This is a genomic window from Niveispirillum fermenti (genome assembly GCF_052474395.1).
In genome coordinates this window covers 3,087,932-3,112,989 of record NZ_CP156681.1, presented here as the reverse complement: position 1 = coordinate 3,112,989, position 25,058 = coordinate 3,087,932, and the positions used below count along the sequence as shown (strand labels likewise).

The 25,058-nt window shown below is 65.3% G+C and carries 6 protein-coding genes; all 6 read left to right on the top strand.

Annotated elements, in window-relative coordinates; all coding sequences use genetic code 11:
- Window positions 1–28: 28 nt before the first annotated feature.
- Window positions 29–505 carry a flagellar basal body-associated FliL family protein gene (locus ABC728_RS25520; protein WP_445376545.1) on the top strand — a complete coding sequence of 159 codons (477 nt, stop codon included), beginning with the start codon at window positions 29–31 and terminating at the stop codon, window positions 503–505.
- A 10-nt stretch (window positions 506–515) separates the two neighbouring features.
- On the top strand, window positions 516–1,571 hold the full coding sequence (fliM, locus tag ABC728_RS25515; protein WP_416621089.1) for a flagellar motor switch protein FliM: 1,056 nt from the start codon (window positions 516–518) through the stop codon (window positions 1,569–1,571).
- Window positions 1,552–2,022, top strand: a complete 471-nt coding sequence (locus ABC728_RS25510; protein ID WP_416621088.1) for a DUF6468 domain-containing protein — start codon at window positions 1,552–1,554, stop codon at window positions 2,020–2,022. Before fliM ends, ABC728_RS25510 begins: the two co-directional genes overlap by 20 nt.
- Entirely contained in the window at window positions 2,012–2,719 is a 708-nt protein-coding gene (locus tag ABC728_RS25505) for a MotE family protein (protein ID WP_416621087.1), read from the top strand. Before ABC728_RS25510 ends, ABC728_RS25505 begins: the two co-directional genes overlap by 11 nt.
- Before the next feature lie 632 nt (window positions 2,720–3,351).
- Entirely contained in the window at window positions 3,352–5,103 is a 1,752-nt protein-coding gene (locus tag ABC728_RS25500; RefSeq protein WP_416621086.1) for a ShlB/FhaC/HecB family hemolysin secretion/activation protein, read from the top strand.
- Between the two features lie 20 nt (window positions 5,104–5,123).
- Window positions 5,124–24,986 carry a filamentous hemagglutinin N-terminal domain-containing protein gene (locus ABC728_RS25495; RefSeq protein WP_416621085.1) on the top strand — a complete coding sequence of 6,621 codons (19,863 nt, stop codon included), beginning with the start codon at window positions 5,124–5,126 and terminating at the stop codon, window positions 24,984–24,986.
- The last annotated feature ends 72 nt before the right edge of the window (window positions 24,987–25,058 follow it).

The window sequence follows — 25,058 nt, the reverse complement described above, 5'->3', positions numbered from 1 at the left end:
TGAAGCATGTCCTGCGGCGGGGGATGGGATGACTGAAAGTACATTTGACCGGCTGGAGAAGAGATTGCCGCCACCGGGTCTCAATATCCGCAAACATCTATTTGTGGTTGTCGGCGTCTTTCTGTTGGGGGCGGTCGGCGGCCTGCTGGCCGGGCGCATGAACACCGTGCCCGCCCCGCCGGCAGCGGCCGGCCCCGCCACGCCTGCCGACCGTTTCGTCATGCTGCCGGAACTGACGGTCAACCTGCGGTCAACGGCGTCGGTGAAGCTGATGAAGATCGGCGTCACCCTGACCACTGCCCCGGACCAGAACCGCAAATTGTCGGAACTGGAGCCGCTGTTGCTGGACGAGATGCAGCAATATCTGCGCGCACTGGACGAGAACGATCTGGAAGGCCGCATCGGCGTGGAAACGCTGCGAGCCGAACTGCTGCGCCGCCTGCGGGCGGTCGCCGATCCGGTGCCGGTTGAATTGGTGCTGTTGCGCACCCTGATCCTGCAATAGGAGGCCAGCGATGAGCGACCCGGAAATGGGGGGCGTGGATGGTGAGGATGTCCATGCCGTATGGGAAAGCATGCTGGCGGCGGAAGCCGACAAGACCCTGAACCAGTCAGAGATCGACCAGCTTCTTCAGTTCGAGGAGGGTGAGGGCCGGCAGCCACGCAGCGTCATCGACCAGATCGTCAACTCATCCTTCGTGAATTACGACCGGTTGCCCATGCTGGACGTGATCTTCGACCGGCTGGTGCGGATGATGAGTTCCAGCTTCCGCAACCTGACCTCGGGCAATGTGGAGGTGACGGGCGTGGTCCCGGCCGCCGTGCGCTTTGGCGATTTCCTGTCCAGCATCCCGCTGCCCTCGCTGATCACCGTCGTGAAGGCCGAGGAATGGGACAGTACCCTGCTGCTGACGGTGGATAGCGAGCTGATCTATTCCGTCGTCGATATCCTGCTGGGGGGGCGGCGCAGCGAGCCGGCGCCCATCGACGGGCGCCCCTATACGGTGATCGAGCGGGCGCTGGCCGAACGGATCATCAAGATGGTGCTGCGCGACTTGGGCACGGCCTTCGCGCCGCTGACCGACGTGCATTTCACGGCGGAGCGGATCGAGACCAATCCCCAGTTCGCCACCGTCACCCGGTCCAACAATGCCGCCATCGCCGTCACCTTCAACGCCCAGCTCGACGGGCGTGGCGGTTCCATCAGCCTGCTGGTGCCCTATGCGGCGCTGGAACCGGTGCGCAACGTGCTGTTGCAGCAGTTCATGGGCGAAAAGTTCGGCCGCGACAGCATGTGGGAGAACCACCTGAAAAGCGAGTTGCGCCGTACCAATGTCGATCTGTCGGCCGTGCTGGCACAGACCACGGTCGACCTGGCCGACATCCTGGCCTGGAAGCCGGGCACGCAATTGACGCTGGATGTGCGCGCCGATGCGCGGGCCACGCTGAATTGCGGCCATGTGGCGATGTTCCAGGGGGAGATGGGCCAGCGCAACGGCCGGGTCGCCATCCGTATCGAAAGCGACCTGGGCACCCAGGACGAGGTGATCCATGGTCTCCTTCAGCGTTGAGACGCTGGCCCCGCTGGTCAGCCTGAGCCTGGCGGTGCTGTTCGCGGGAACCCTGTTCTTCCTGGCGCGCCTGCATGGACGGGTGGCGGCCATGCGGGGTGCGCAGTCGGAACTGCGCGGCCTGTTGCGGGCCTGCTCCGACGCGGTGGACGGGGCTGAACGGTCGATCACCGGCCTGCGCCAGGCGGCCCATGACATGGCCGGCGAGCTGGACCGCAGCATGGAAGAGGCCGAAAGGCTGCGGGTGGAGATAGACCGCACCTGCGATGCCGCGCGCCGCGCGCTGGAACGGCTTGGCCCGCTGACGGCCGGCAATGCCGGTGCCACCCCGCCAATTCCTGCCGCCGCGCCCGGCTTTTCCCCGCTGCCGGCGGGTTCACCCACGCCAACCGGCGGCGGGGGGGAGCGTGCGGCGATGCGCCTGTTCCGGGAGACCATCCGTGGCCTTTGATCTTGCCAAACTGAAGCAGATGCTGACCCAGGGGCCCCGTCTGCTGCCGCTGGCCGCCACGGCCGCCGCGCTGGCCATCCCGCTCTATGCCGCCACCATCATGGTGCGCATCGGCGATGCCGCCGCGGAAGTGGCCGAGCCGGCGCAGGCCATGCCCGCCGCACCGGCCCCGCCCGAGGCGGCGGGCATGGCCCGGGGCTATACCGACCTGCTGGCCGGTCCCGTCGCCTCGGCACCCGAAGCGCCGGCCACGGCCCGCTGCGATCCGGCATTGGCAGACCTGCTGGCAGCCGAACGGCAGGCCCTGGCGGACCGGGAGGCCGAACTGGAACTGCGCGCGCAGATGATGGCCGCGGCTGAAATGAAGGCCGCGGCGCAGATTGCCCGCCTTGAACAGGCGCGGCGCGACGTCGCTGGCCTGCTGGACCGCCGTGCCTCCATGGCACGTGCCGATCTGACGCGGCTGGTTTCCATTTATGAAAACATGAAGCCGAAGGATGCAGCCCGCCTTCTGAACGAAACCGATCCGGAAATCCTTGTCGACCTGCTGGACCTGATGCAGGAGCGCCGGTCCGCGCCCATCCTGGCGGAGATGGATGCCGCGAAGGTCAACAGGCTGACACGCACGCTGGCCCTGCGGCGGGTCCTGCCGGCCGACCATCCCGCATCCCGGACGGCCAGCCTGCCGTCGCCTTGATGGCGTGGTGCCGTGCCGTCTTCTCCAGGTTGCTTCTTGATCATCGTGGCCGCGTGCTGTGATGCACACTTCACTTCCGCCCCTCTCCCAAGCGGCTTAGCCGAATGGTGTGGTGCGCGCGCTCTGCGGGTCCGGCATGCGATGCGGGCGGGGGTGGGCATCGTGACGAGTGGCTATCTCGACTTTGCCCAAGAAGGAAAGATCGGGAATAATGAACCTGCCTAAACCCGCATGCATTGACCTGGGGACTGCCGTGATTGTGGGGATGTTTCGCAGGTATGGGAAGTCTGATTCGATATTTATTCAAATAATTATCTGAAGATGTGAGAAGAAATCGAGACAGTTTTTTAAATAAAATCAGATAAATATAAGATTTTATTCATATTCCGTATCTTTTTATTTTACATTTCATTGTATTTTTCTTTGTCACATTCCATTAATGTGATGTTAATGGCGCATAATGGCCGGTACATGAGCCAAAGGAGGTCAGCTTTTTATTGATCCTTCCTTTGCGGGCCCATAGAATGAGAAGGGCATATCCGGGTATGATTCTTGCTCGGACATGTTAACAAATTAACATGGTCGATTTATGGGCCGGTTTGATTTGGGTTTCTCTAAGCCAGGGGCGGGGTATGGTTTCTTCATTCAATGGTAGTGCCAATCATTATTCCCGCCCGCCTTTCCACGACAGGGGCGCCCTTCGCAAGGGCGCGCTTCTGGGGGTCGCTACCCTGGCTTTCGGCCTATGCCTGGGCTCGGCCCAGGCGCAACAGGTCCAGCCAACCCTGCCATCGGGGGTGGAGCCGGGGCGTGAGTTGCCCCGCCCGGTGATGCCCACCCCGTCCGCCCCGGGGCAGGCCATCACCGTTCCTCAGGGCTCTGCCGCCGAGGCGCCCGACGGGGCCGAGAATTTCCGCCTGACCCTCAATGCCGTGACGGTGGAGGGCAATACGGCCTTCGACACCGCCTCGCTGCGCCCCCTCTATGCCGACATGATCGGCAGGGAGGTGACGGTGCGCGACCTGTTCGGCGTGGCCAACGCGATCGAACTGCGTTATCGCGGTGAAGGATATGTCACCAGCCGCGTCATCGTGCCCGAACAGACGATCGAGGACGGGACTTTCCGTATCATCGTCGTTGAGGGTTCGGTTTCCGATATCGTCTATGATCTGGATATCGGGCCGGCGCGGGCCACCGTGGAGCGTCTGCTGGAGCCGCTGCGCGGTGTGAAGCCGATCAGCATCGCCGCCATCGAGCGCCGGCTGCTGCTGGCCAACGACCTGCCGGGCCTGACCGTGCGGGGCAGTCTGGAGCCTTCCGCCGATGTCGTGGGCGGATCGGTGATCCGTGTCACGGCCGACCGCAAGCTGGTCGATGCGTCACTGACTTTCGACAACCGCAATTCACCTTATCTGGGCAGTTCGGAACTGATCGCGTCCGTCACGGCCAATTCCATTGCCGGGAACGCGGACCGGCTGGGGCTGATGGGCAAGATGTCGACACCGGCCAAGCGCTCCTGGATGGTGGCGGGCAACTATCAGGCCAACCTGGGTAGCAACGGGCTGACGGTGGGCCTTTCGTCTTCCTATTCACAGTCGGAGCCCGGCCGGGAACTGGCCACACTGAATATCGCCAGCGAGGTCGTGTCGGAAGTGGCGACCGTCGCCTATCCGCTGATCCGGTCGCGGCTGGAGAATTTGCGGCTGGTGGGCGAGTTCGAATACCGCAACGTGAAGACCGACCTGACCGACCTGCCATTCAGCAAGGACCGGCTGCGCATCCTGCGCGCGGGCTTCTCCTATGACCGGTCCGATAATTGGCAGGGCATCACGGCGGCCCGCGTCACGCTTCACCAGGGGTTGGATATTTTCGGCGCCACGGACCATGGCTATCCGCTGGCGACCCGCATCGCGGGCCATGCCGAGTATCTGAAGGTCACGGCCGACCTGACCCGCGTGCAGCAGATTTCTGACAATTTCAGCCTGCTGGCGACGTTCACCAGCCAGTTCACGAAGACGCCGCTGCTGGCGTCGGAGGAGATCGCGCTGGGCGGGCCGAATTTCGGCCGCGGTTACAATGATGGCGAGATTTCCGGTGACAATGGCTGGGCCGGTTCCATCGAGCTGCGATATTCGCCGCAACTGGCGCTGTTGCCGCGCGGTGTGCAGTTCTACGCCTTCTATGATGGCGGTCAGGTCTGGAGCCTGTCGAACACCAGGCCGTCCGGCCATGTGACGCTGGCCTCCGCCGGCGGTGGCGTCCGGGCCAATCTGCATGAAAACCTGTTTGCGACCTTCGAGGTCAACAAACCGCTGAATCTGGACGTGGCGACCGAGAACGGCAAGCCGACACGCGCCTTCTTCAGCCTGACGATGCATTATTGATGAGCGGTGGGGATTTGATCATGGACAAGCGTCGCGGCACTCACTCCACCCCCTCCGTTTCGGTCGGCCTGCCCGGTTCCCGTCGGCAGCGGCACAATCTGCGGGACAATCTGATGGCATCGGCCGCCGCCCTGCTGGGCCCCGGCGGACGTGGCGGGCCGAAGGGCACCCGTCGCCAGCGCCGGGCCGGCGTGGCCGTGGCCGTGGGCGGCTTCGCCTATGCCCTGTCATCACTGTTCACCCAGGCGGCCTGGGCGAACCCGACGGGCGGCACCGTCGTGGCCGGCCAGGCCAGCATCGTGGCGGCCACGCCGCAGACGCTGAACATCATCCAGGGCACCGACAAGGCCATCATCAACTGGCAGGGCTTCTCCATCGCCGCCGGCGAGACGGTGAATTTCCTGCAGCCCGGGGCGCAGTCGGTCACGCTCAACCGTGTCGTCGGCAACGACCCCTCGGCCATTTTCGGCTCGATCACCGCCAATGGCACGGTGATGCTGGTCAATCCCAATGGTGTGGTGTTCGGCAAGGGCTCGCGCGTCGATGTCGGCGGGCTGGTCGCCACCACGGCCAACATCACCGACGCGGATTTCCTGGCCGGCAACTATGCCTTCAACCAGGCTTCCGCCAACCTGAATGCCGGCATCGTCAATGAAGGGCTGATCTCCATCAAGGATAGCGGCCTGGCCGCGCTGGTGGCGCCCTCGGTCCGCAATTCCGGTATCATCCAGGCCCGGCTGGGCAAGGTGGCGCTGGGCGGTGCCAAGCGCTTCACGCTGGATTTCCAGGGCGACGGGCTGCTCAGCTTCGATGCCGGTTCCATCGTTACCGATCTGCCGCAGGGTGCCGATGGCAAGGCCCAGGCGCTGGTCGTCAATTCCGGCCAGATCACGGCGGAGGGCGGCACCGTCGTGCTGTCGGCCCGTGCTGTCAAGGGTGTGATCGACAATGTCGTCAACACCGACGGCATCATCACGGCCACCAGCATTTCCGGCAGCAATGGCCGCATCGTCCTGTCGGGCGGTGATGGCAAGATCGCCGTGGCCGGCACCGTGGATGCCAGCGGGCGCCAGGACGGCCAGTCGGGCGGTACGGTGATCGTGGATGCCGCCGATATCGCCGTGGCGGCCGGCACCCGCATCGACGCTTCCGGTGACCTGGGCGGCGGCACCATCGCCGTCGGCAGTGCTGGCGACCGCGACGGTGCCTGGGCTGCCGGTCAGGTGACGGTCGGCGCCGGCGCCGTGCTGGCTGCCGATGCCGTCACGCGCGGCGATGGCGGCACCGTGACGGTCCTGTCCGACATGCGCACGGCGTTCGCCGGCTCCATCACGGCCAGGGGCGGGGCGGAAGGCGGCGATGGCGGCTTTGCCGAGGTGTCCAGCCGTGACCGCATCTCCCTGACCGGCGGGGTCGACCTGACGGCGGCGAAGGGCAAGACCGGCACCTTCCTGCTGGACCCGTCCACCCTTAAGATTGTGGCGGGCAGCACCGGCAGCCTGAACGGCAATGCCGGTGACGGCACGATTGCGGCCGGCGACGCGGATTCCGGCGACAATACGGTCGCCGCCGCCACGCTGGAGGCCATCAACGCCACCACCAACATCGTGCTGGAGGCCACCGGCCTGATCACGGTGGATACCAGTTTGGACCTGCAGACCGGCACCGGGAACAGCTTCACGCTGCGCTCCACGGCTGTCAATGGCGGCATCACCTTCACCAGCGCCACGCACGAGATCAAGACCGCCGGGGGCAGCATCACACTGGACGCCTCGCTGGCGGGTTCCAGCCTGACCAATATCGGCCGGCTGACCAGCAATGGCGGCAACATCACCCTGATCTCCGGCGACAGGGTCAGCCTTGCCGGTGCCATCGATGCCGGTGCCGGCGCTGTCAAGATCGACGCTTCGGCCGGTAATATCACAAACGTGGCCGGCAGCCCCGTCCTGACGGGCGGCAGCGTGTCCCTGTCGGCGCTGGGCGGCCATGTCGGTGCCTCGGGTGCCGCCATTTCCACCAGCACGGGCGTGCTGTCGGTCGCCACGGGCGGCAATATCCATGTCAGCAACGCCACAGCCCTGTCCGGCCTGTCCATCACGGCCAACCATGTGGCCAGCAGTGATGCGAACATCTACAGCATCAGCGCCACGGGCCTGGCCTTCACCGTCACCGACGGGGCGAATGGCCAGACGCTGACCAACATCTCCTCGCCCGGCAACCTGAATTTCAGCTTCACGTCCGACAAGGGACTGGCCATCGGCATCCTGAATGCCGGGTCCGGCGATGTGGCCCTGACCGCCAATGGCGGTGACATCACCAGCACGGGCGCCAGCCCGTTGATCACCGGCAACGCGCTGACCCTGGTCGCACGGGGAACGACGGGGACCAACGGTGCCATCGGCGCCACCGGCTCGCCGCTCTCCACCGCGGTCACCAGCCTGACCAGCACGTCGGGTTCCGGTATTATCAATATCGACAATACCGGCGCCCTCTCGCTGAACAGCGTCACCACCGGTTCCACCGTTCTGTCCACGATCAAGGCGACCGGCACGATCACCGTTGGCGCGATAACGAATCAGGCTTTCAGCCCGGGCAATTTCAGCCTGCAAAGCACCACCGGCTCCATCATCGACGATGGTGACAGCGCCACTCTGATCAGGAGCAGCGGCGGTCTGGTTCTGCAGGCGGGCGGCGCCATCGGTTCCCCCACCGACGCCATCACGGCCGTCGGTGCGACCAGCCTGCTGGCCAATGCCGGCAATGGCGGGGTATATTTCACGAACGCCGGGTCGTCGGACAGCGCCAACACCATATTCTCCGAAGTCAGAGCCAATAATGGCGACATCGTCCTGAAGGTGACCCGGGGCAGCGCCAATCTCCATGACATCGCCATAGCGTCAGGTGCCGGCAATATCGATGTCAGCGTTGCCAACAACCTGAGCTACGGCACCATCAATGCCGGTAGCGGCAACGTCACCCTGACAGTTGACGGCACCACCACCAGCCAAAGCGGCGGCACGGGCATCACGGGCGACAAGCTGAAGGTCGTCGCGACCAACGCCACCCATACGATGACCCTGCTGACCCAGGTCAATGAGATCGACGCGGTCAGCGCCTCATCGCTGACCTTGACGCAGACGGGTTCGGTGACGCTGAAGCGTCTGGCCTCTGCAACCATCAATGCTACCGTCGAAGGCGACGGGGCGGAAACCACCGTCGGCACCCTGGGTACGGCCACATTTTCGGGAACGGTTTCGCTGACCACATCGGGAAAGATCATTGCCGCGGCCGGCAACAAGGTGGGCGGTACGGGCGTCACGATCACTGCGGGCGGCGATGTCGGTGCCGATGCCGCACGCCTGGACACCCGGACGGGGGTGCTGAGTGTCACAAACACGGGCAGCTTCTTTATTGATAATGATTCGCACCTGACCAGGCTGACCATCAACAACAAGCATACGGGCTCCACCCCTAACAGCTTCGTGCTGACCGCGCTGAGCCAGACATTCGACGTTACCGACAATGGCACCACGGTGACGATCAGCGATATTTCCAACAGCTTCCTGACCAGCTTCAGCTTTACCAGCGACAAGAACCTGGTTCTGGGCCGGTTGCGCATAGCGGACTCGACAACCGGCAACGCCGCGCCTCCCTCGGCATCCATCACGACGACCGAAGGGTCGATCCTGGACGATGGCAACCGCAACACCTTCCTTTCGGCCAGTGTGCTCAAGCTGTCGGCGACGGAAGGTGTGGGGGCCAACGGGGCGGCGTTGGGTATCAGTACCCAAGACCTGGAAGTGACCACGGCCGGCGATCTGGTCATCGCCAATGAAAGCTATTTCAACCGGCTGGTGATCGCCAGCACCCACAAGGACGCCGACGCGGACTACATGTTCGGCATCACGGGTCAGAGCCTGGATGTGTCCCTGACCGACGGGCCGGACGGTTACCTCTTCACGCGACTGATCAGCAACGGCGGTTGGGATGAAAGTCGGGGCCTGAACATCTTCAGCTTCACCGGCGACCGCGACATCACCCTGGGCGAAGTGAATATCGGCAGTCTTGAGTTCAGCATGCCGTCCCCGATGGGGGGGGCGTCGACGAAGACCCTCAACACCGTCCTGTTCAAGTCCACCACGGGTGCCATCAAGGATGATGGCAGTGACAGCACCCGCGTCCTGGCGGGGGCTGTCAACCTGCAGGCAGCCAAGAGTGTCGGTGCGTCCGATGCTGGTATGGACATTGATATCGTGGCCCGCGCGATCGCCGTCTATGCCGGTACGGGCAGCGGGCTTGCGGACGGAGAGGCCGGCATCTACGTCACGGCCAGTTCGATTGTCAATCCGACCAACGCCGATAGTGCTCTCCTGGTCGGCAAAGGCGGCGCCTTCACCGATAATTTCCGTACCAGCAATGGCGATATCGTGCTGAGGCTGCTTGCGGGCGACATCGAGATTTCTTCCAGTACTGTCGGCACGACCAAGGGTGCGCTCACGATGGAGGCCCTTTCGGGCTCCATCCTCTCCTCCACGAGCAGCAACACCATCCGTTCCACCGGCAAGATGGAATTGAAGGCGTCGCAGAACATCGGCACCAGTGCCACTTTGCTCCAGGTGGATGCTGGCGAACTTGTTGCGGAAGCAACGGCCGGTATCATCAATGTCCGGGCCAACGCCTTCACTGGCGGCGACACGCTGACCCTGACCAAGGTGGTGGCCGGTGGCGACAGCCTCACGCTGAGCAGCAGCGGCGCGCTGGACCTGGGAGAGATCAAGGCCGGCGGCGGCACCGGGGCGATCAGTATCACCGCCAGCGGTGCCATCAACGATGACAGCGAAACCGATGCGCGGGTCGAAGGCGGTTCCATCAGCCTGCGGGCCAGCAGCAGCAACAGCATCGGCAGCAGCCGGCAGCTCAAGCTGAAGACCGGGAAACTCACGGTCGAGGGTAAGAGCACCATCGACATCGATAATGACCAGGCCCTTACCAGCCTGGATATCATCCGCGACAGCGGCAGCGGCAGCGTGTCGATCAGTGGCACTGGTCAGACGGTCAGCATCAGCGGTGCCGGCAGCCTTGCGACATTGACCAGCGCCACCGATCTGGATTTCTCGCTGACGGTCAAGGGTGGGACCGTCGGTCTGGGGGCGGCCAATGTGGGGGCCGGCAAGTTCGTGGTCGTCGGCGATGGCGCCATCACCAAGACCGGCGGGGGCAGTGACCGCATCGTCGCCGGATCGGTCAGCCTGACGGCCGGGACCAGTTCGTCCATCGGATCGTCCAGCAGCCCCATCCTGATCAGCAGTACCAAGCTGGACGTGTCGGCCGGCCGCGACATCTATGTTGGCAGCGATGTGGGACTGACCCATCTGACCATCGCCAGCACCAACAGCACGACCGCGAGCAACACGGCAAGCCTTTTCGGCATCACGGGCCCGGCAGGGGAAGTGGTTGCCCTGACGGATAACGGGACGACGCTGACCGTCGATGTGGTTGGCAGCGCCGGGCTGACTGATTTCGGCCTGAGCGCGAGCAAGAACATCGCCGTCAGCGAAATCGTCGTCTCCGGCGCGGTCACACTGAAGACGGAAGGCGGTGGGGCCAATTCCAGCCTGTCGCTTTCGGGCGGGGGTACGGTCATTGCCAGCAGCGTCACGTTGGTTGCCACCGGCACCGGCAGCGATGGCGGTGCCATCGGCTCCTCCAGCCGGGCCTTCAAGACCAGCGCGGCGTCGCTGAGCGTCACCAATAACGGCAATATCTATATCAACAACAGCAATACGGCCCTGACCACACTGGCGGTCACCAATACGCACAAGACCACGTCTCTCACAGACATCAATACCATCAGCTTCATCAATGTCGGCTCGGGGCGGAGTGTTACCGTCACCGAAGCGGGTGGCGTGACCACGGTGGGTGCCAATAGCGGCGCCGGCATCATGGATTTCAGCTACAGCGTCGATCGGGCGATCCGTGTCTCTTCGATCGATGCCGGGACGTCCACCACTGGCAAGGTGACTTTGAAGAGCACGGGGAGCGCCGGGTCCGGCGGCTCCACCGTTTACAGCTTCATCACTGGCAACAATCAAGACGGTACCATTACCGCTGGTGAGGTTTCGCTGACGGCCACGGGATCGAACACGGGCGGTATCGGCAACAACGATGCAATGTTCTTCGTGGATACGAAGAAACTTTACATCAAGTCTGGTGGCAGTGTCCGTTGGGACAACGCAACAACCCTGACCGATCTGACGCTGGATCTTTCTTTTGAGACGACCGGTTCGGTTAATAGCGGATCCTATACATATGAAGTGTATGGTAGCAATAACCCTTCGCTCAGTCTGAATGTTGCTGTTTTAAACAATAGTGTATCGGGCCTGAATATTCAGAATATCTCGCAGACCTCGTCCCCCCTCAATCTGACTGTTCTTTCAACCAAGCAGATCAATGTTTCGGGAATCAATGTCGGCACCGGAACGGTGAAGCTGCAGGCCGGCACGACGTCCGGTGATACCTTCAGCGGTGCCACCGTTAACGCCAGTCGGTCAACCAGTGTGATCACCGCTGGCCGCCTGGAAATCATGGCCAGCTCCGTTGGCAATTCACAGAGCGGACAATCGACGTTCTTCGGTACAGTCGGCACGTTGAAAATCAATGCTACGGGTGACGTGAATTACCAGAATGCGGGTGACCTTGTACTGGATGGTGTAAGCAATCGCACCACCTCCGACGGACGTTCAATCACATTGGCTGTCACCAACGGGAACCTGACCCAGGCCGTCGGTAGTACGGGGGGGCTGTTCACCAATGATCTGACATTGAAGGTCGAGAACGGCAGTATCGGCACTAGTGAAACATCGCTGCTGATCGAGGCGGAAAGCCTGACGCTGACAAGCGGCCTGAATGTCTATTTGAATAATCTGGCCGATCTGGACAAGTTCGATTGGACATTGAGGCATTCCAGTGCGATCAACCAATATAGCATTACCGGCGTGAACCTTACGGTGAACATGCCTGCCAGCCTTGCGTCGGGCAGCACCACGATCAATACGTTCACCGACACGTCGGGTCTTGATCTCAGCATCAGCACCGATACATCCCTGGTCGTGGGTAACATCGACGTCCAGAAGGGGCGGTCACTCAGCCTGACGACGACGGGCACCGCCAAGAGCATTTCCACGCTGGGTGGTGGGATGACCATGCGGGCCGGCAGGATCAACCTGACGGCAACCGGATCGGCCGGTACGAGTGCCAGTACGCTGAGGACCCATACCGAGGCGTTGTTCATCAACACCGTGGACGATGTTTATATCAATAACAGCGCTGCCGACCTGCAGACCCTGTCCATCAAGAACAGCCGGACATCGGGCGATGGCGCCGCCGCCTACAGCCTGCTGTCCGGTAATGCGACCATTTCGATCTCGGGCTCCAGCTCCTATGCGCTCGCCGTGACCGACACGACCGGCCTCGACTTCACCTTCGAAACCAAGATCTCGCAGATTGTCGGCATTGTCGACCTGACCAAGGCCGGGACTCTGACGCTTAAATCCGAAGCGTCGCTTTTCGGCGGCGCCAACAGCAGCCTCTCCCGCATCACGGCGGGTTCGCTGTCCCTGGATGCCATGCTTCTCGGGTCGACTGGCGCCAGGTTCTATATCGACGCCCCTGTGGTGACGCTGAAGGCGCAGGGTGACGTTTATGTCACGTCCAGCACCCATATCGACAAATTGTCGCTGACCAACTCCAGTTCTAGCAGCACCGCGGACCGCACGTTCGACATTGTCAGCGCGGGGCTGGATGGAACGGCGGGGACCGTGCAGGTCCAGGCGACCCACACCAATACCGGCGGCACAGTGTTCAGCCAGATCACCGACACATCCGGGATGGATTTCAGCTTTACCGGTGACCGTTTGGTCACTGTGGACAGTGTCGAAATCGGTGCTGCCAACAGACTGACACTGTCAGGCAATTCCGGTATTCAGGAACTTGACGATGCATCATACATCAAGGCGGGTGTCGTTCATTTGATCGCTTCCTCTGGTGCGGTTGGTCAGACGGCGGGCACCGGCGGCGGCTTGCTGGATATCACCACCGGCTATCTGAAGATTTCTGCCAACAACGGCGCCCTTGTCGACCTGAAGCAGAAGGCCAAGGTCGCGGGAATCACCGTGGCCGGCACCAGCGTTTTCCAGATCAGCAGCGGCGATCTGGATATCGGTTCGCCCGATGATACCGATGGAGGCTGGTCGTTGAACGGTGCCGCCGTGACGGTCAATGTGGTCAATGGCTCCATCCTGGGCGGTGGCTTCATTTCCGGTTCCGGCGACCTGACCCTGACGGCATCCGGTGCCATCGGTGCGGATGGCAAGGCATTGGGCATCAGTGCCGCCAGCAACGGCACGACGACCCTGACGGCGACGGCAGCCGGGGGCGGCATCTATCTCACTGAATCCCAAGCCCTGACCATCAGCAGCATGAATGCGGCCGGTGATGTGGTGGTGGCTGCCGGTAATGGTCAGCAGCAGAAGGACCTGACCATTGCCGGCGCCATCACGGCAACGGGCCACAAGGTGACGCTGACAGCCGCCAACGCGGCGATCAAGTCCGACACCAGTTCCGTTATCGACGCGGCCGAACTGGTGCTGACGGCGATGGGCGGCGCCAATGCCGGCGCCGGCGCCATCGGCGCCAGCACGAACGCCAATACCAGGGTCAAGACCACCGCCACGAAGCTGACCATCAATACCGGCGGCAACATCGTTGTGGGCAGCAACAGCGACCTGACCGACCTGACCATCGACCGCAAGACATCGCAGAACAACACGAGCAGCAGCGGTACATTGTCGGTCACCGCAACCAATCTGACCTTTACGGCCAGTGACAATGGCACAACCACGACCCTGACCAACATCTCCGACACGACGGGCCTCAACCTGACCATCTCGGCCAAGGGGAACATCGCGGTCGGCACCATCTCGGTCGGCAGCGGCAGCGTGGACCTGAACACGGCGGCCTTCACGACAACGAATGCCGCCACCAGCATCACGGCCATCAATGGCAGCAGCCTGATCACGGCCGGCAGCCTGTCGCTGGCCACCAACAGCTATACGGGTGCCGGCATCGGCACCAGCAGCCAGGCAGTGCTGACCAGCGTTTCCCGCCTCACGCTGAATACCGCTTCCGGTGGCGCCTATGTCTCCAATGCCGGCGCGCTGACCACGGGTGCATTGACCAGCAACGGTGCATTGTCCGTCAAGACCGGTTCGGGCGATCTCACTCTGGACGGGGCGGTAAGCTGGGGTTCCAGTGCCGCATTGACACTGGAGGCTGGTGGTCACCTGCGCTCCAACGGGATCGGCCTGACCGCCGGCGGCACCAGCGCCAGCATCAATCTGAAGGCCGGCAGCGGCATCGGCACCGCCAGTGACGTGTTCCGGATCACGGCATCTAACGCCGGTGGCACTGGTTCACTCGTCTCGGCCACGGTGACGGGTGATGGTTCGGCCTATCTCGCCTTCACCGGTGGTGTGAACGGCGGGCTCAGCACCTCCGTCAAGAATGGCAGCACGATCGTCACGGCCGGCGGGACGGTGGTGATCGGCACCATGACCATCACGGACGATGCCGCGGGCAATGATATCCGCGTCACGGCCAATGGCAGCATCACCATCGGCAGCACGGGGACGGCCGGCAGCGTCAGTACCGGCATGGGCGAGGGTCAGGTGGTGCTGACCGCGCTGTCCGGCGGGATTCAGCAGGGCAATAACGGCAGCAGCATCAGCGGCGGCACCGTCACGCTGAATGCGACCGCCGGTTACGGTTCCAGCAGCGCGGCCCTGGGCGTCAACAGCCGCGACCTGACGGCCGTATCGTCCACCGCCGGGCTCGGCACCTATCTGAAGGCCACGGGCACGGAACTGGGCCTGTCCAACATCGTCACCAATGGCGGCGTGATCAGTGTTACCGGTGCCAACACGGCCATTTCACTGGGCCGCCTCGTCTCCGGTGGCAGCGACATCAATGTCGAAGCCACGGGCATTTCCAACCTGCAGGTGGGCATCGTCGATGCCAGCGGCGGCGGTACCGGCAATGTGACCCTGTCCGCGGGTTCGGGCAGCATCACGGATGATGAACTGTCCAGCACCGGGATCACGGGCAACACCGTGACGCTGACGGCCGGCACCGGTATCGGGACCAGCACACATGCCGTCAATACGCATGCTGTCACCCTGCTGGGCGGCACCAGCGGCACCGGTTCTGTCCATCTCGCCGATGGCAACAGCGCGGGCGTCAGCCTGGGCAACAGCAGCACGGGCCTGACCGTCAATGACGGCTCGCTCACCGTGACGGCGGCGGGACCGCTGGCCGTGGTCAATGTCGTGCAATCGACCGATGGCGCGGGCAAGGACGTCACCCTGTCCACCACCAGCGGCGATGTCACCATCACCAAGCTGTATGCCGGCGCCAGCGTTTCCACCGGTGCCCCCAGCAGCAGCCAGGCCAGCGTCACGGCCGCCGGGGGCATCACCACCGTCGGCAACGATACCCATATCATCGCAGGCAAGCTGTCGCTGACCGCCAATGACGGAAATATCGGCGCGGTCACCAATATGGCCACCGGTGACGGCACGCCCGTGCTGGTGAAGGTGTCCAGCATCACGGGCCTGTCGGCGGCCAAGGCGGCGGCCGTCGTTTCCATCTCCAACAGCGGCACCGGCACGTCCACGCTGGGCAGCGGCGCGCTGACGCTGGGGACGGGGGCTTCGGCCTATATCAAGACGGCGGGCGATCTGTCGGTCGAAGGACTGTCGCTTTCCAGCGGCAACCTGCTGCTGGAAAGCGGCGGCACCCTGACGCTGCCATCCTCGGGCAGCTTCAGCACCACCGGCGCTGTGACGCTGAAGGGCACGACCGACATCGTGAGCAGCGGCGGCGGCCGCACCGTGTCGGTGACGGCCTCGGCGCTGACCTTCGTCAGCGGTTCGGCCGGCGGTGACACCACGCTGACCACCACGGTCGACACGCTGGATGCCAGCCTGACCGGCAACGACAAGAACCTGATCGTCACCAACACCGGCGAGGTTTCCTCCCTCACGCTGGCGGCGAATGGTGATGTCACCTTCACCAACAGTGTCGGCTTCACGGCTACCGACATATCGGCCACGGGTGCCAACCGCACCATCACCCTGACGGCGACGACCGGTGATCTGACGCTGGATACCATCAATGCCGGTGCCACGGGCACGCTGACATTGCTGGCGGCCACCGGCAGCGTCCTGTCGGCGGATGGCGGCGCCACCTTGACGGGCGAGACGCTGAATCTGACCACCTTCACGGGCGTGGGCTCGGCGGATGCGGCTTTCGATACCACCTTCACGAAAATCTCGGCCAATGTGACGGGTGTCGGCGGGATCTACCTGTCGGGCACCAGCTTCCAGCTTGGCGACCTGACCACCACCAATGGTGACATCGTCGTCACGACGACGGGCAACATCACCGACACCAACATGGTCAACGGTTTCTCGGCCGGGACCAGCGGCAATGTCACGCTGAAATCCACCGGCGGCTCGGTCACCCTGACCAAGGACTTCAACTCCACCGGCAGCGATGCGACCAAGGCCGGCCTGGCGATCGAAGCCAACAGCATCACCGTGGCCGCTGTCGGTACGGCCGGTGCGCAGGAGTATAAGGGCAATACGACGCTGACCGGCGACCTGACCGGCAAGTCCGTCACCATCACGGGCAATGCCACGCTGGGCGGCAGCAACAGCGCCGTCACCATCAACACCAGCCCGTTCAACGGCGATATCGGCATCAGCGGCACGATCACCGGTGGCGGCAAGGGCCTGACCCTGACGGCCGGCACCGGCACCGCCACGCTGGGGGGAGCCGCGACGGGCCTGGCCAGCCTGGCCGCCACGGCCGGCACCATCAGTGCGGCCGGTGCGAGCAGCACCGGCGCCCAGGCCTATACCGGTGCCACCACATTGTCGGGGACCTATGCCATCACCGGCACAGGCAATTTCGGCGTGACCGGGGCCCTGACCCTGGGCGGCGACACGACCATCGGGGCGGGCGCCAACCAGATCAACCTGTCCAGCACCGTCAATGGTGCATACGCGCTGGCGCTGAACGGCACGGGCGCCGTGACGGTCGGCGGGGCGGTCGGCGGCACGACGGCGCTGGCCAGCCTGACCACGGATACCGGCGGCACCGGCTCCTTCAAGTCGGTGCGGACAACGGGCACGCAATCCTATGGCAGCGGCGTTACCCTGGACGGCACCTATGCGACCACCAACAGCGCCGTCACCTTCTCCGGTGCCGTGACGCTGGGCGGGAACACCACGGTCAGCACCGGCAGCGGCAATGCCACCTTCTCCGGCGCGGTCGACGGGGCCCGTACCCTGACGGTCAACAGCACCGGGGCCACCAGCTTTGCCGCGGCGGTCGGCGGCACCACGGCGCTCAGCAGCCTGACCACCGATGCCGGCGGCACGGTGTCCCTGCAGGCTGTCACCACGACCCTGTCGCAATCCTATGGCGAAAACGCCACGCTGAACGGCAACCTGACCACCACGGCCAATGGCGCCGTCACCCTGGCCGGCGCGGTCCAGCTTGGCGGAGCCACGACGATTGCCACCGGCAGCGGTGCCATCCAGGTGACGGGCACCATCGACGGGGCGCACGCCCTGACCCTGAACAGCGCTGGCACCACGGCCCTCAGCGGCGCCGTGGGTGGCACGACGGCGCTGGCCAGCCTGACGACCAATGCCGGCGGCACGCTCACCCTGAAGTCGGTATCGACGACGGGTGCGCAGACCTATGGTGAGACCAGCGTCACGCTGGACGGTATCTATACGGTCGGAACCGTGGATTTCACGGCAAGCAACAACTTCATCCTGGCCGGCGACACCACGATCAACGCCGGCGCCAATGCCATCAACCTGACGGGCACCATCAACGGTGCCCATGCCCTGGCGCTGAACAGCACGGGGGCGACGACGCTGACCGGCGCCGTGGGCGGCACGACGGCGCTGGCCAGCCTGACGACCAATGCCGGCGGCACCAGCAGCCTGCGGTCGGTCACGACGGCCGGTGGCCAGACCTATAATGACGCGGTCACACTGAATGGCACCTACACCACGGGCAATGGCGACTTCCTGACCGCACAGGCCCTGACACTGGGCGGCAATGTCACGGTCAGTGCGGGCACCGGTGGCGTCACCTTCCAGGGGACCGTCGACGGCACCCACGCCCTGACCGTCAACAGCCAGGGGGCGACGTTGTTCAGCGGTGTCGTGGGTGGCACGACGGCGCTGGCCAGCCTGATCACCGATGCCGGCGGCACGACGACGCTGGGCAATGTCACCACCAACGGTGTCATCACCATCGGTGATGCCGCCACCATCGGCGGCACCTATACGTCCAACAACAATTGGACGATCAGCTTCGCCGGGCCGGTCACCCTGACGGCCGATACCACGGTTGCGGCCGGCAGCGGCGCCATCACCTTTGGCGGCACAATCGACGGGGCGCATGCCCTGGTGCTGAACAGCACGGGCGTGACGACGCTGTCCGGTGTGGCCGGCGGCACGACGGCGCTGACCAGCATCACCACCAATGCCGGGGGCAGCGCCATCCTGACGGGTGTGATCACGACGGGTGAACAGACCTACAATGACGATGTGACGCTGAGCGGGCTGTTCCAGACCAGCGACGCGACCTTCGACGCCAAGGGTAATGTGACCCTGGCCGGGGCCACGACAGTGGAAACCGGAACCGCCGGCCTGGAATTCGCCGGCACGGTGAACGGCGGCCATGCGCTGACCATCACCACCAGCGGTGACACGAAGTTCAACGCGGTCGTCGGCGGCACGACGGCGCTGGCCAGCCTGACCACCACCGGTTCGGGCAATGTCACGGCGATATCCGTCTATACCAGCGGCGACCAGACCTATGCCGGCAACGCCACCCTGAACGGCACCTACAGCCTGGCCGGTGGCGCGTTCCTGACCAGCGGCGGGCTGACCCTGGCGGGCGATGTCACCATTACGGGTGGCAACGTGACGTTCAGCAGCAATGTCGATGGCGCCCATGCCCTGACCATCAGCAGCACCGGTGCCACGACGGCCAATGCCGCGATCGGCGAGGGTACGGCGCTGGCCAGCCTGACGACCAGCGGTGGGGCGATCAACCTCCAGTCGGTCACCACGACCGGAGCGCAGTCCCTGGGCGGCTCCGGCGGGTCGCTGAACGGCACCTACGGCGCCGGCAGCTTCACGCTGACCAGTGCGGTGTCGCTGGCGGGCAACACGACCGTTTCGGCCGGGTCCATCACCATCAGCGCCACGATCGATGGCGGCAGCGACCTGACGCTGAACAGCAGCGGCGCCACCAATGTCAGCGCGGCTCTGGGGGGCTCGCAGGCTCTTGGCAGCCTGACCACCGACAGTGGCGGCACCAGCAGCTTCGTCGGCGTCAGCACCAGCGGGGCCCAGACCTTCAACGACGCGGTCACGCTGTCCGGCAGCTTTGCCGCCGGCGGGCTGGTGGCCAATGCGGGGGCGACGCTGGCTGGTGCCACCACCATCGACAGCGGCGCGACGTTCAATGGTGGCATCGGCGGCGGCTTCGACCTGACGGTCAATGCCGGTTCCAGCGATGTGAGCTTCAACGGCGCGGTGAACGGGCTCGGGGCGCTGGCGGTCAATTCCGGCGGGTTGACGAAATTCTCCTCCGCGGGGGTCAGCGCCTTCTCCATCGTGACGGATGGTGCCGGCTCGCTTGATCTTGGCGGCGCCACCACGGTCACCACCACGGGCGCGCAAAGCTATGGCGAGGTGCTGAACCTTACCGGCGACACGGTGCTGACGGCCAGTGCGGTCACCCTGTCGCAGGGGGCGCAGGGTTCCCATGCGCTGACGGTCAACAGCGACCTGACGCTGGGCGCCGGGGCCAGCATCAACAGCCTGACGGTCAGTGGCCTGACCAGCATCAACGGCGGCGTCAACACCTCCGGCAAGCAGGATTACAAGGGCGGCGCCCTGATCACGGGTGATCTGGAACTGAATGCTGGCGGCGGCGTCGATTTCGGCGGTTCGGTCGATGGTGACGGTGCGCTGACCGTCAACAGCGCCGATACCACGCGCTTCGGCGGCACGGTGCGGCTGGGGTCGCTGACGACCGATGCCGGCGGCACCGTGGTGTTGAGCGGCGCGGTCACCACCAGCGGCGCCCAGACCTATGGCGAGCAGCTCCGGATCGACGATGAGACCGTGCTGACGGGTTCCACCGTCACCCTGTCCGCCGGGGCGGAGGGCAGTTCCAGCCTGACCATCAACGGCGATGCCGACATTGCCGGCGATGTCGGTGCCCAGACGGCGCTGGCATCGCTCTCGGTGAGCGGCGGCACGCGGCTGGGCGGTGGCACGGTGCGGACCAGCGGCGACCAGCAATATGGCGGTCTGCTGACCCTGTCCGGCGACACGACCCTGTCCGGCACCAGCGTCACGCTGGGCGACGGCGCCACGGGCGGCGGCTTGACCATCCAGGGCAATGCGGTGCTGCAGGGCGGCCAGGGTGTGACCCTGGACAGCCTGTCCGTCACTGGTGCCACGCTGCTGGATGGCGGCACCATGGCTACGACCGGGTCGCAGACCTATGGCGGGGCCGTGACCTTGACGGGCGACCAGATCCTGACGACCAGCAGCGGCCATATCGATTTCGGCGGCACCATCGATGGCGCGGCCGATCTCACCATCAATGCCGGCGCCTCCGATGTCATCTTCACCGGGGCGGTCGGCAGCACGACGCGGTTGGGCACGCTGACCATCAACAGCGCGGGGCTGACCAGCTTCGCGGCGGCCGGCATGAACATGACGTCCGTGGTCACCGATGCGGCGGGCACGCTGAACCTTAATGGCGGCGCCATCACGACCGTCGGCGCCCAGTCCTATGGCGAGGCGGTGACGCTGACCATCGATACCGTCCTGACCGGTTCCAGCGTCACGCTGGGGCAGGGGGCCACGGGTGGTCGTGTGCTGACCATCAATGGTGATGCGGATCTGGCAGGCAGCATCGATGTCGCCGCCCTGGCGATCAGCGGCAACACGCTGCTGCGCAGCGGGGCGGTGAAGACAAGCGGCACCCAGACCTATGGCGGTGGCCTGACCCTGGCCAGCGACACGGTGCTGGAGGGCGCGCTGATCACGGTTGATCAGGGGGTCGATGGTGCCTTCGCGCTGACTATCCGGGGCAATGCCGCCTTCGGCGGCGCGCCGGGTGCCGGCACTCCGCTGGCAAGCCTCGATATTGCGGGTGACACGCTGCTGAATGGCGGCAGCATCACCACCAGCGGCGCGCAAAGCTTCACCGGCACGGTCACGCTGGGCGGCGACGCCACGCTGACCGGCGGGTCGGTCGATTTCCAGGGTGCGGTCGAAGGACCGGCGGGCCTGACCGTCAACAGCCCCGGCCTGACCCGGTTCGGCGGCACCATCAATGTCGGGTCCCTGACCACGGATGGGGCCGGCAGCCTCTCGCTCGCCAGCAGCGCCATCACGACCACCGGCGCCCAGAATTACGGCGAGCGTCTGACCCTGGTCGCCGACACGGTCCTGACGGGCAGCTCGGTGACCCTGAACCAGGGGGCTGACGGTGCCTTTGCGCTGACCATCCGGGGCGATGCCGGGTTCGGCGGCGCGCTGGGTGCCGAACAGGCCCTGACCCGCGTGGATGTCAGCGGGGGGACCGTCCTGTCCGGCGGCAGCATCACCACCAGCGGCAGCCAGGCCTATGGCGGGGCTGTGACATTGAACGGCTCCACCGTCCTGACCGGCGGCTCGGTCGATTTCCAGGGCGCGGTCACCGGCCCCGCCGGCCTGACGGTCAACAGCGACGGGCTGACCCGCTTCGGTGGTACGGTCACGCTGGGCTCGCTGACCACCGATGCCGGTGGCAGCCTGTCCATGGCCGCCAACAGCGTCACCACCACCGGGGCCCAGAATTACGGGGAGCGTCTGCTCCTGACGGCGGATACCGTCCTGACCGGCTCCAGCGTGACGCTGGCCCAGGGGGCGGAAGGCGATCATGGCCTGTCCGTGGAGGGTGATGCCGTGTTCGGCGGCACCGTTTCCCTGGGTTCCGTCGCTGTCAGCGGCACGGCCGACCTGAATGGCGGCGCGGTGACCACAACGGGTGACCAATCCTATGGCGCCGCCCGTCTGGGCTCTGCCGCCGTCCTGGCGGCGGGGGGCGATGTCCTGTTCGCCGGCACGGTCACCGGGGCCCATGCCCTGACGGTCGATGCGGCCGGCCTGACCCGCTTCGGCGGGGCGGTCGATCTGGCATCGCTGGCCACGGATGCGGCGGGCTCGCTGCTGCTGGGCGGTTCCGTCACGACGACGGGCGCGCAGACCTATGGCGAGCGGGCGCTGATCGGCGGCAATATCGTCCTGACCGGCAGCACCATCACCCTGTCGCAGGGCGCGGATGGCAGCGATGCCGCCGCGGCCGCACCGGCGGGTGCCCTGGCGGCGCCCGGCCGCTATGCCCTTGTCGTCACCGGCGATCTGGTCACTGGCGGCGCTGTCGGCGGCGTGACCGCGCTGGAAAGCCTTGCTGTGTCGGGCAGCACCGTGCTGGGCGGCGATGTCACCACGACGGGCGACCAGACCTATGGTGGCGCGCTGACCCTGGCCGGCGACACGCGACTGACCGGTGGGTTGGTCACCATCAACGGTGCCGGCAGCGGCCATGGCCTGACCATCGCCGGCGATGCGGCCATCAATGGCATCGTGTCGCTGGCCGGTCTGAATGTCAGCGGCACCACGCTGCTGAACAGCGACGTTGCGACCCTTGGCGGGCAGACCTATGCCGGTCTGGTCACCCTGGGCCGTGATGCGGTGCTGACGGGCAGCCTGGTCAGCCTGAATGGTGCCGATGGTGCCCATGCCCTTGCCATCACGGGTGATGCCGTGATCGCCGGGGCGGTCGGTGCCGGCACGGCGCTGGCGGGCCTGTCGGTCGGCGGCACCACACTGTTGTCGGCCAATGTAACCAGCACCGGGGCCCAGACCTATGCCGGTGCCGTCACGCTGGGTGACGACGTGGCCCTGTCGGGCGGCACTGTCGCCTTCAACGGCACCATCGACGGGGCGCATGCCCTGTCCGTCACCGGTCCGGTCGGCTTTGCCGGCGTGGTCGGCGGGCAGCAGGCGCTGTCCGGTCTCGTCGTGCGGGGGGCTGCCCGCGTCGATGGCGGTGCCATCGACACCACGGGCACCCAGCATTGGGAAGGGGCGGTGACGCTGGGCCGGGACACCCGGTTCGGTACGGCCGGCGGTGACGCCCTGTTCGATGGCACGATCGATGGTGCCTTTGCCCTGTCGATCGACAGCAGCGGCCTGACCCGCCTTGGCGGGGCGGTGTCCGTTGCCAGCATCGTGACCGATGCCGCCGGCTCGCTCACGCTGACGGGGGGCAGCATCACCACCAGCGGCAACCAGACCTTCGGCGAGCGCGCCGTGCTGGGGTCCGACATGCTGCTGACCGGCGGTCTCGTCACGCTTGCCGGCGGGGTGGACGGTGCGCATGCCCTGTCCATCACGGGTGACGGCGTGATCAACGGTGCCGTCGGTGGCACGGCCGCCCTGACCTCGTTCAGTGTCGGCGGCCGCACGCAACTGAATGGTTCCGTCGCCACCACCGGGGCGCAATCCTATACCGGGCCGGTCACCCTGCTCGCCAATGCCGGTCTCACCAGCAGCGGCGGGTCCATGACCTTCGGCGGCACGGTGGACAGCAATGGCGGCGCCAGCCTGACGATCACCGCCGGTGGCGCGGTTGCCTTCAATGGTGCTGTCAACACCGGCGCGCTGGCGGTCACGGGGCAGGACACCACCTTCGGCGGTACGGTCACCACCGGAAATCTGGTGGTGACCGGGCACAATGTGACCTTCAGCGGTGCCATCACCGCCGCGGACATGACGGTCACGGGCCGCGACATGACCTTCAACGGGGCGGTCACCAGCAGCGGCCGCATCAGCCTCACCAGCAACAATGCCAGCGGCACGATCACATTCGCCGGATCGGCGCATGTGCAGGCGGCTAGCGGCTTCACGCAGGCCGGTGGCGCCCGCGTGCTGCTGCCGACCACGGTAACGGTGACGCTGGGCGACATTACGCTGGAGGCACCGGCCGAACTGCCGGCCGGTGCCGCATCGATCAGCACCAGCGGCAACATCACGATGGCAGGCCTGGTTGGTCCCGGCACCAACCTGACGCTGTCGGCGGGAACCGGTGCCCTGAAGATCGGCGTCAGCGGGGGTGCGGCGGCGCAGACCCTGCAGGTCCTGACGCTGACCGTTCCCACGGCGGGGTCGGCCAGCATGTTCGGCACCATCGGCACCAACGCAGGTGCCGCGGCGGCCAAGGCGGTGGACAGCTCCTATCGCGGGGCGCCCTACTTCCTGAACAATGTCGCCTGGGGTCCGGTGGAGGATGTGACGCAGGTCGTGTCCACCATCGTGCCGCGCAATCCGGTGCCCAGCACGCCGACCGTCGCGTCGCTGTTCACGGGCACCGTGACCAGCAGCGGTGTGACCCCGAACGCGCTGTCCGCCTATCAGGCTCCGCAGGTCCTGACCAATGTCGGCTTGCTGGAGACCGGCGGGTCGGTGTCGGTCCTGCAAACCTCACCGGCTGCCGGTGCGGCGGGTGGCGTCGGCAGTGGTGCGGCGGGCAGCAGCAGCCCGTCGGTCCTGGCTGCGCCGGATGGGACGGCCCCCGCCGGGGCCGGCAGCCAGCCCTCGTCCGAAGCCACGTCCGATGGCCAGGGCACTGCAAATAGCGAGGAGGAAGAGGGGCGTCCCCGCAATTGATCGGTTTTCCTTGAAATCGCCCCGATACCTTGTGCGAAACTGGCCGGGCCCGGCCCATTTTCTTGCCGGCCC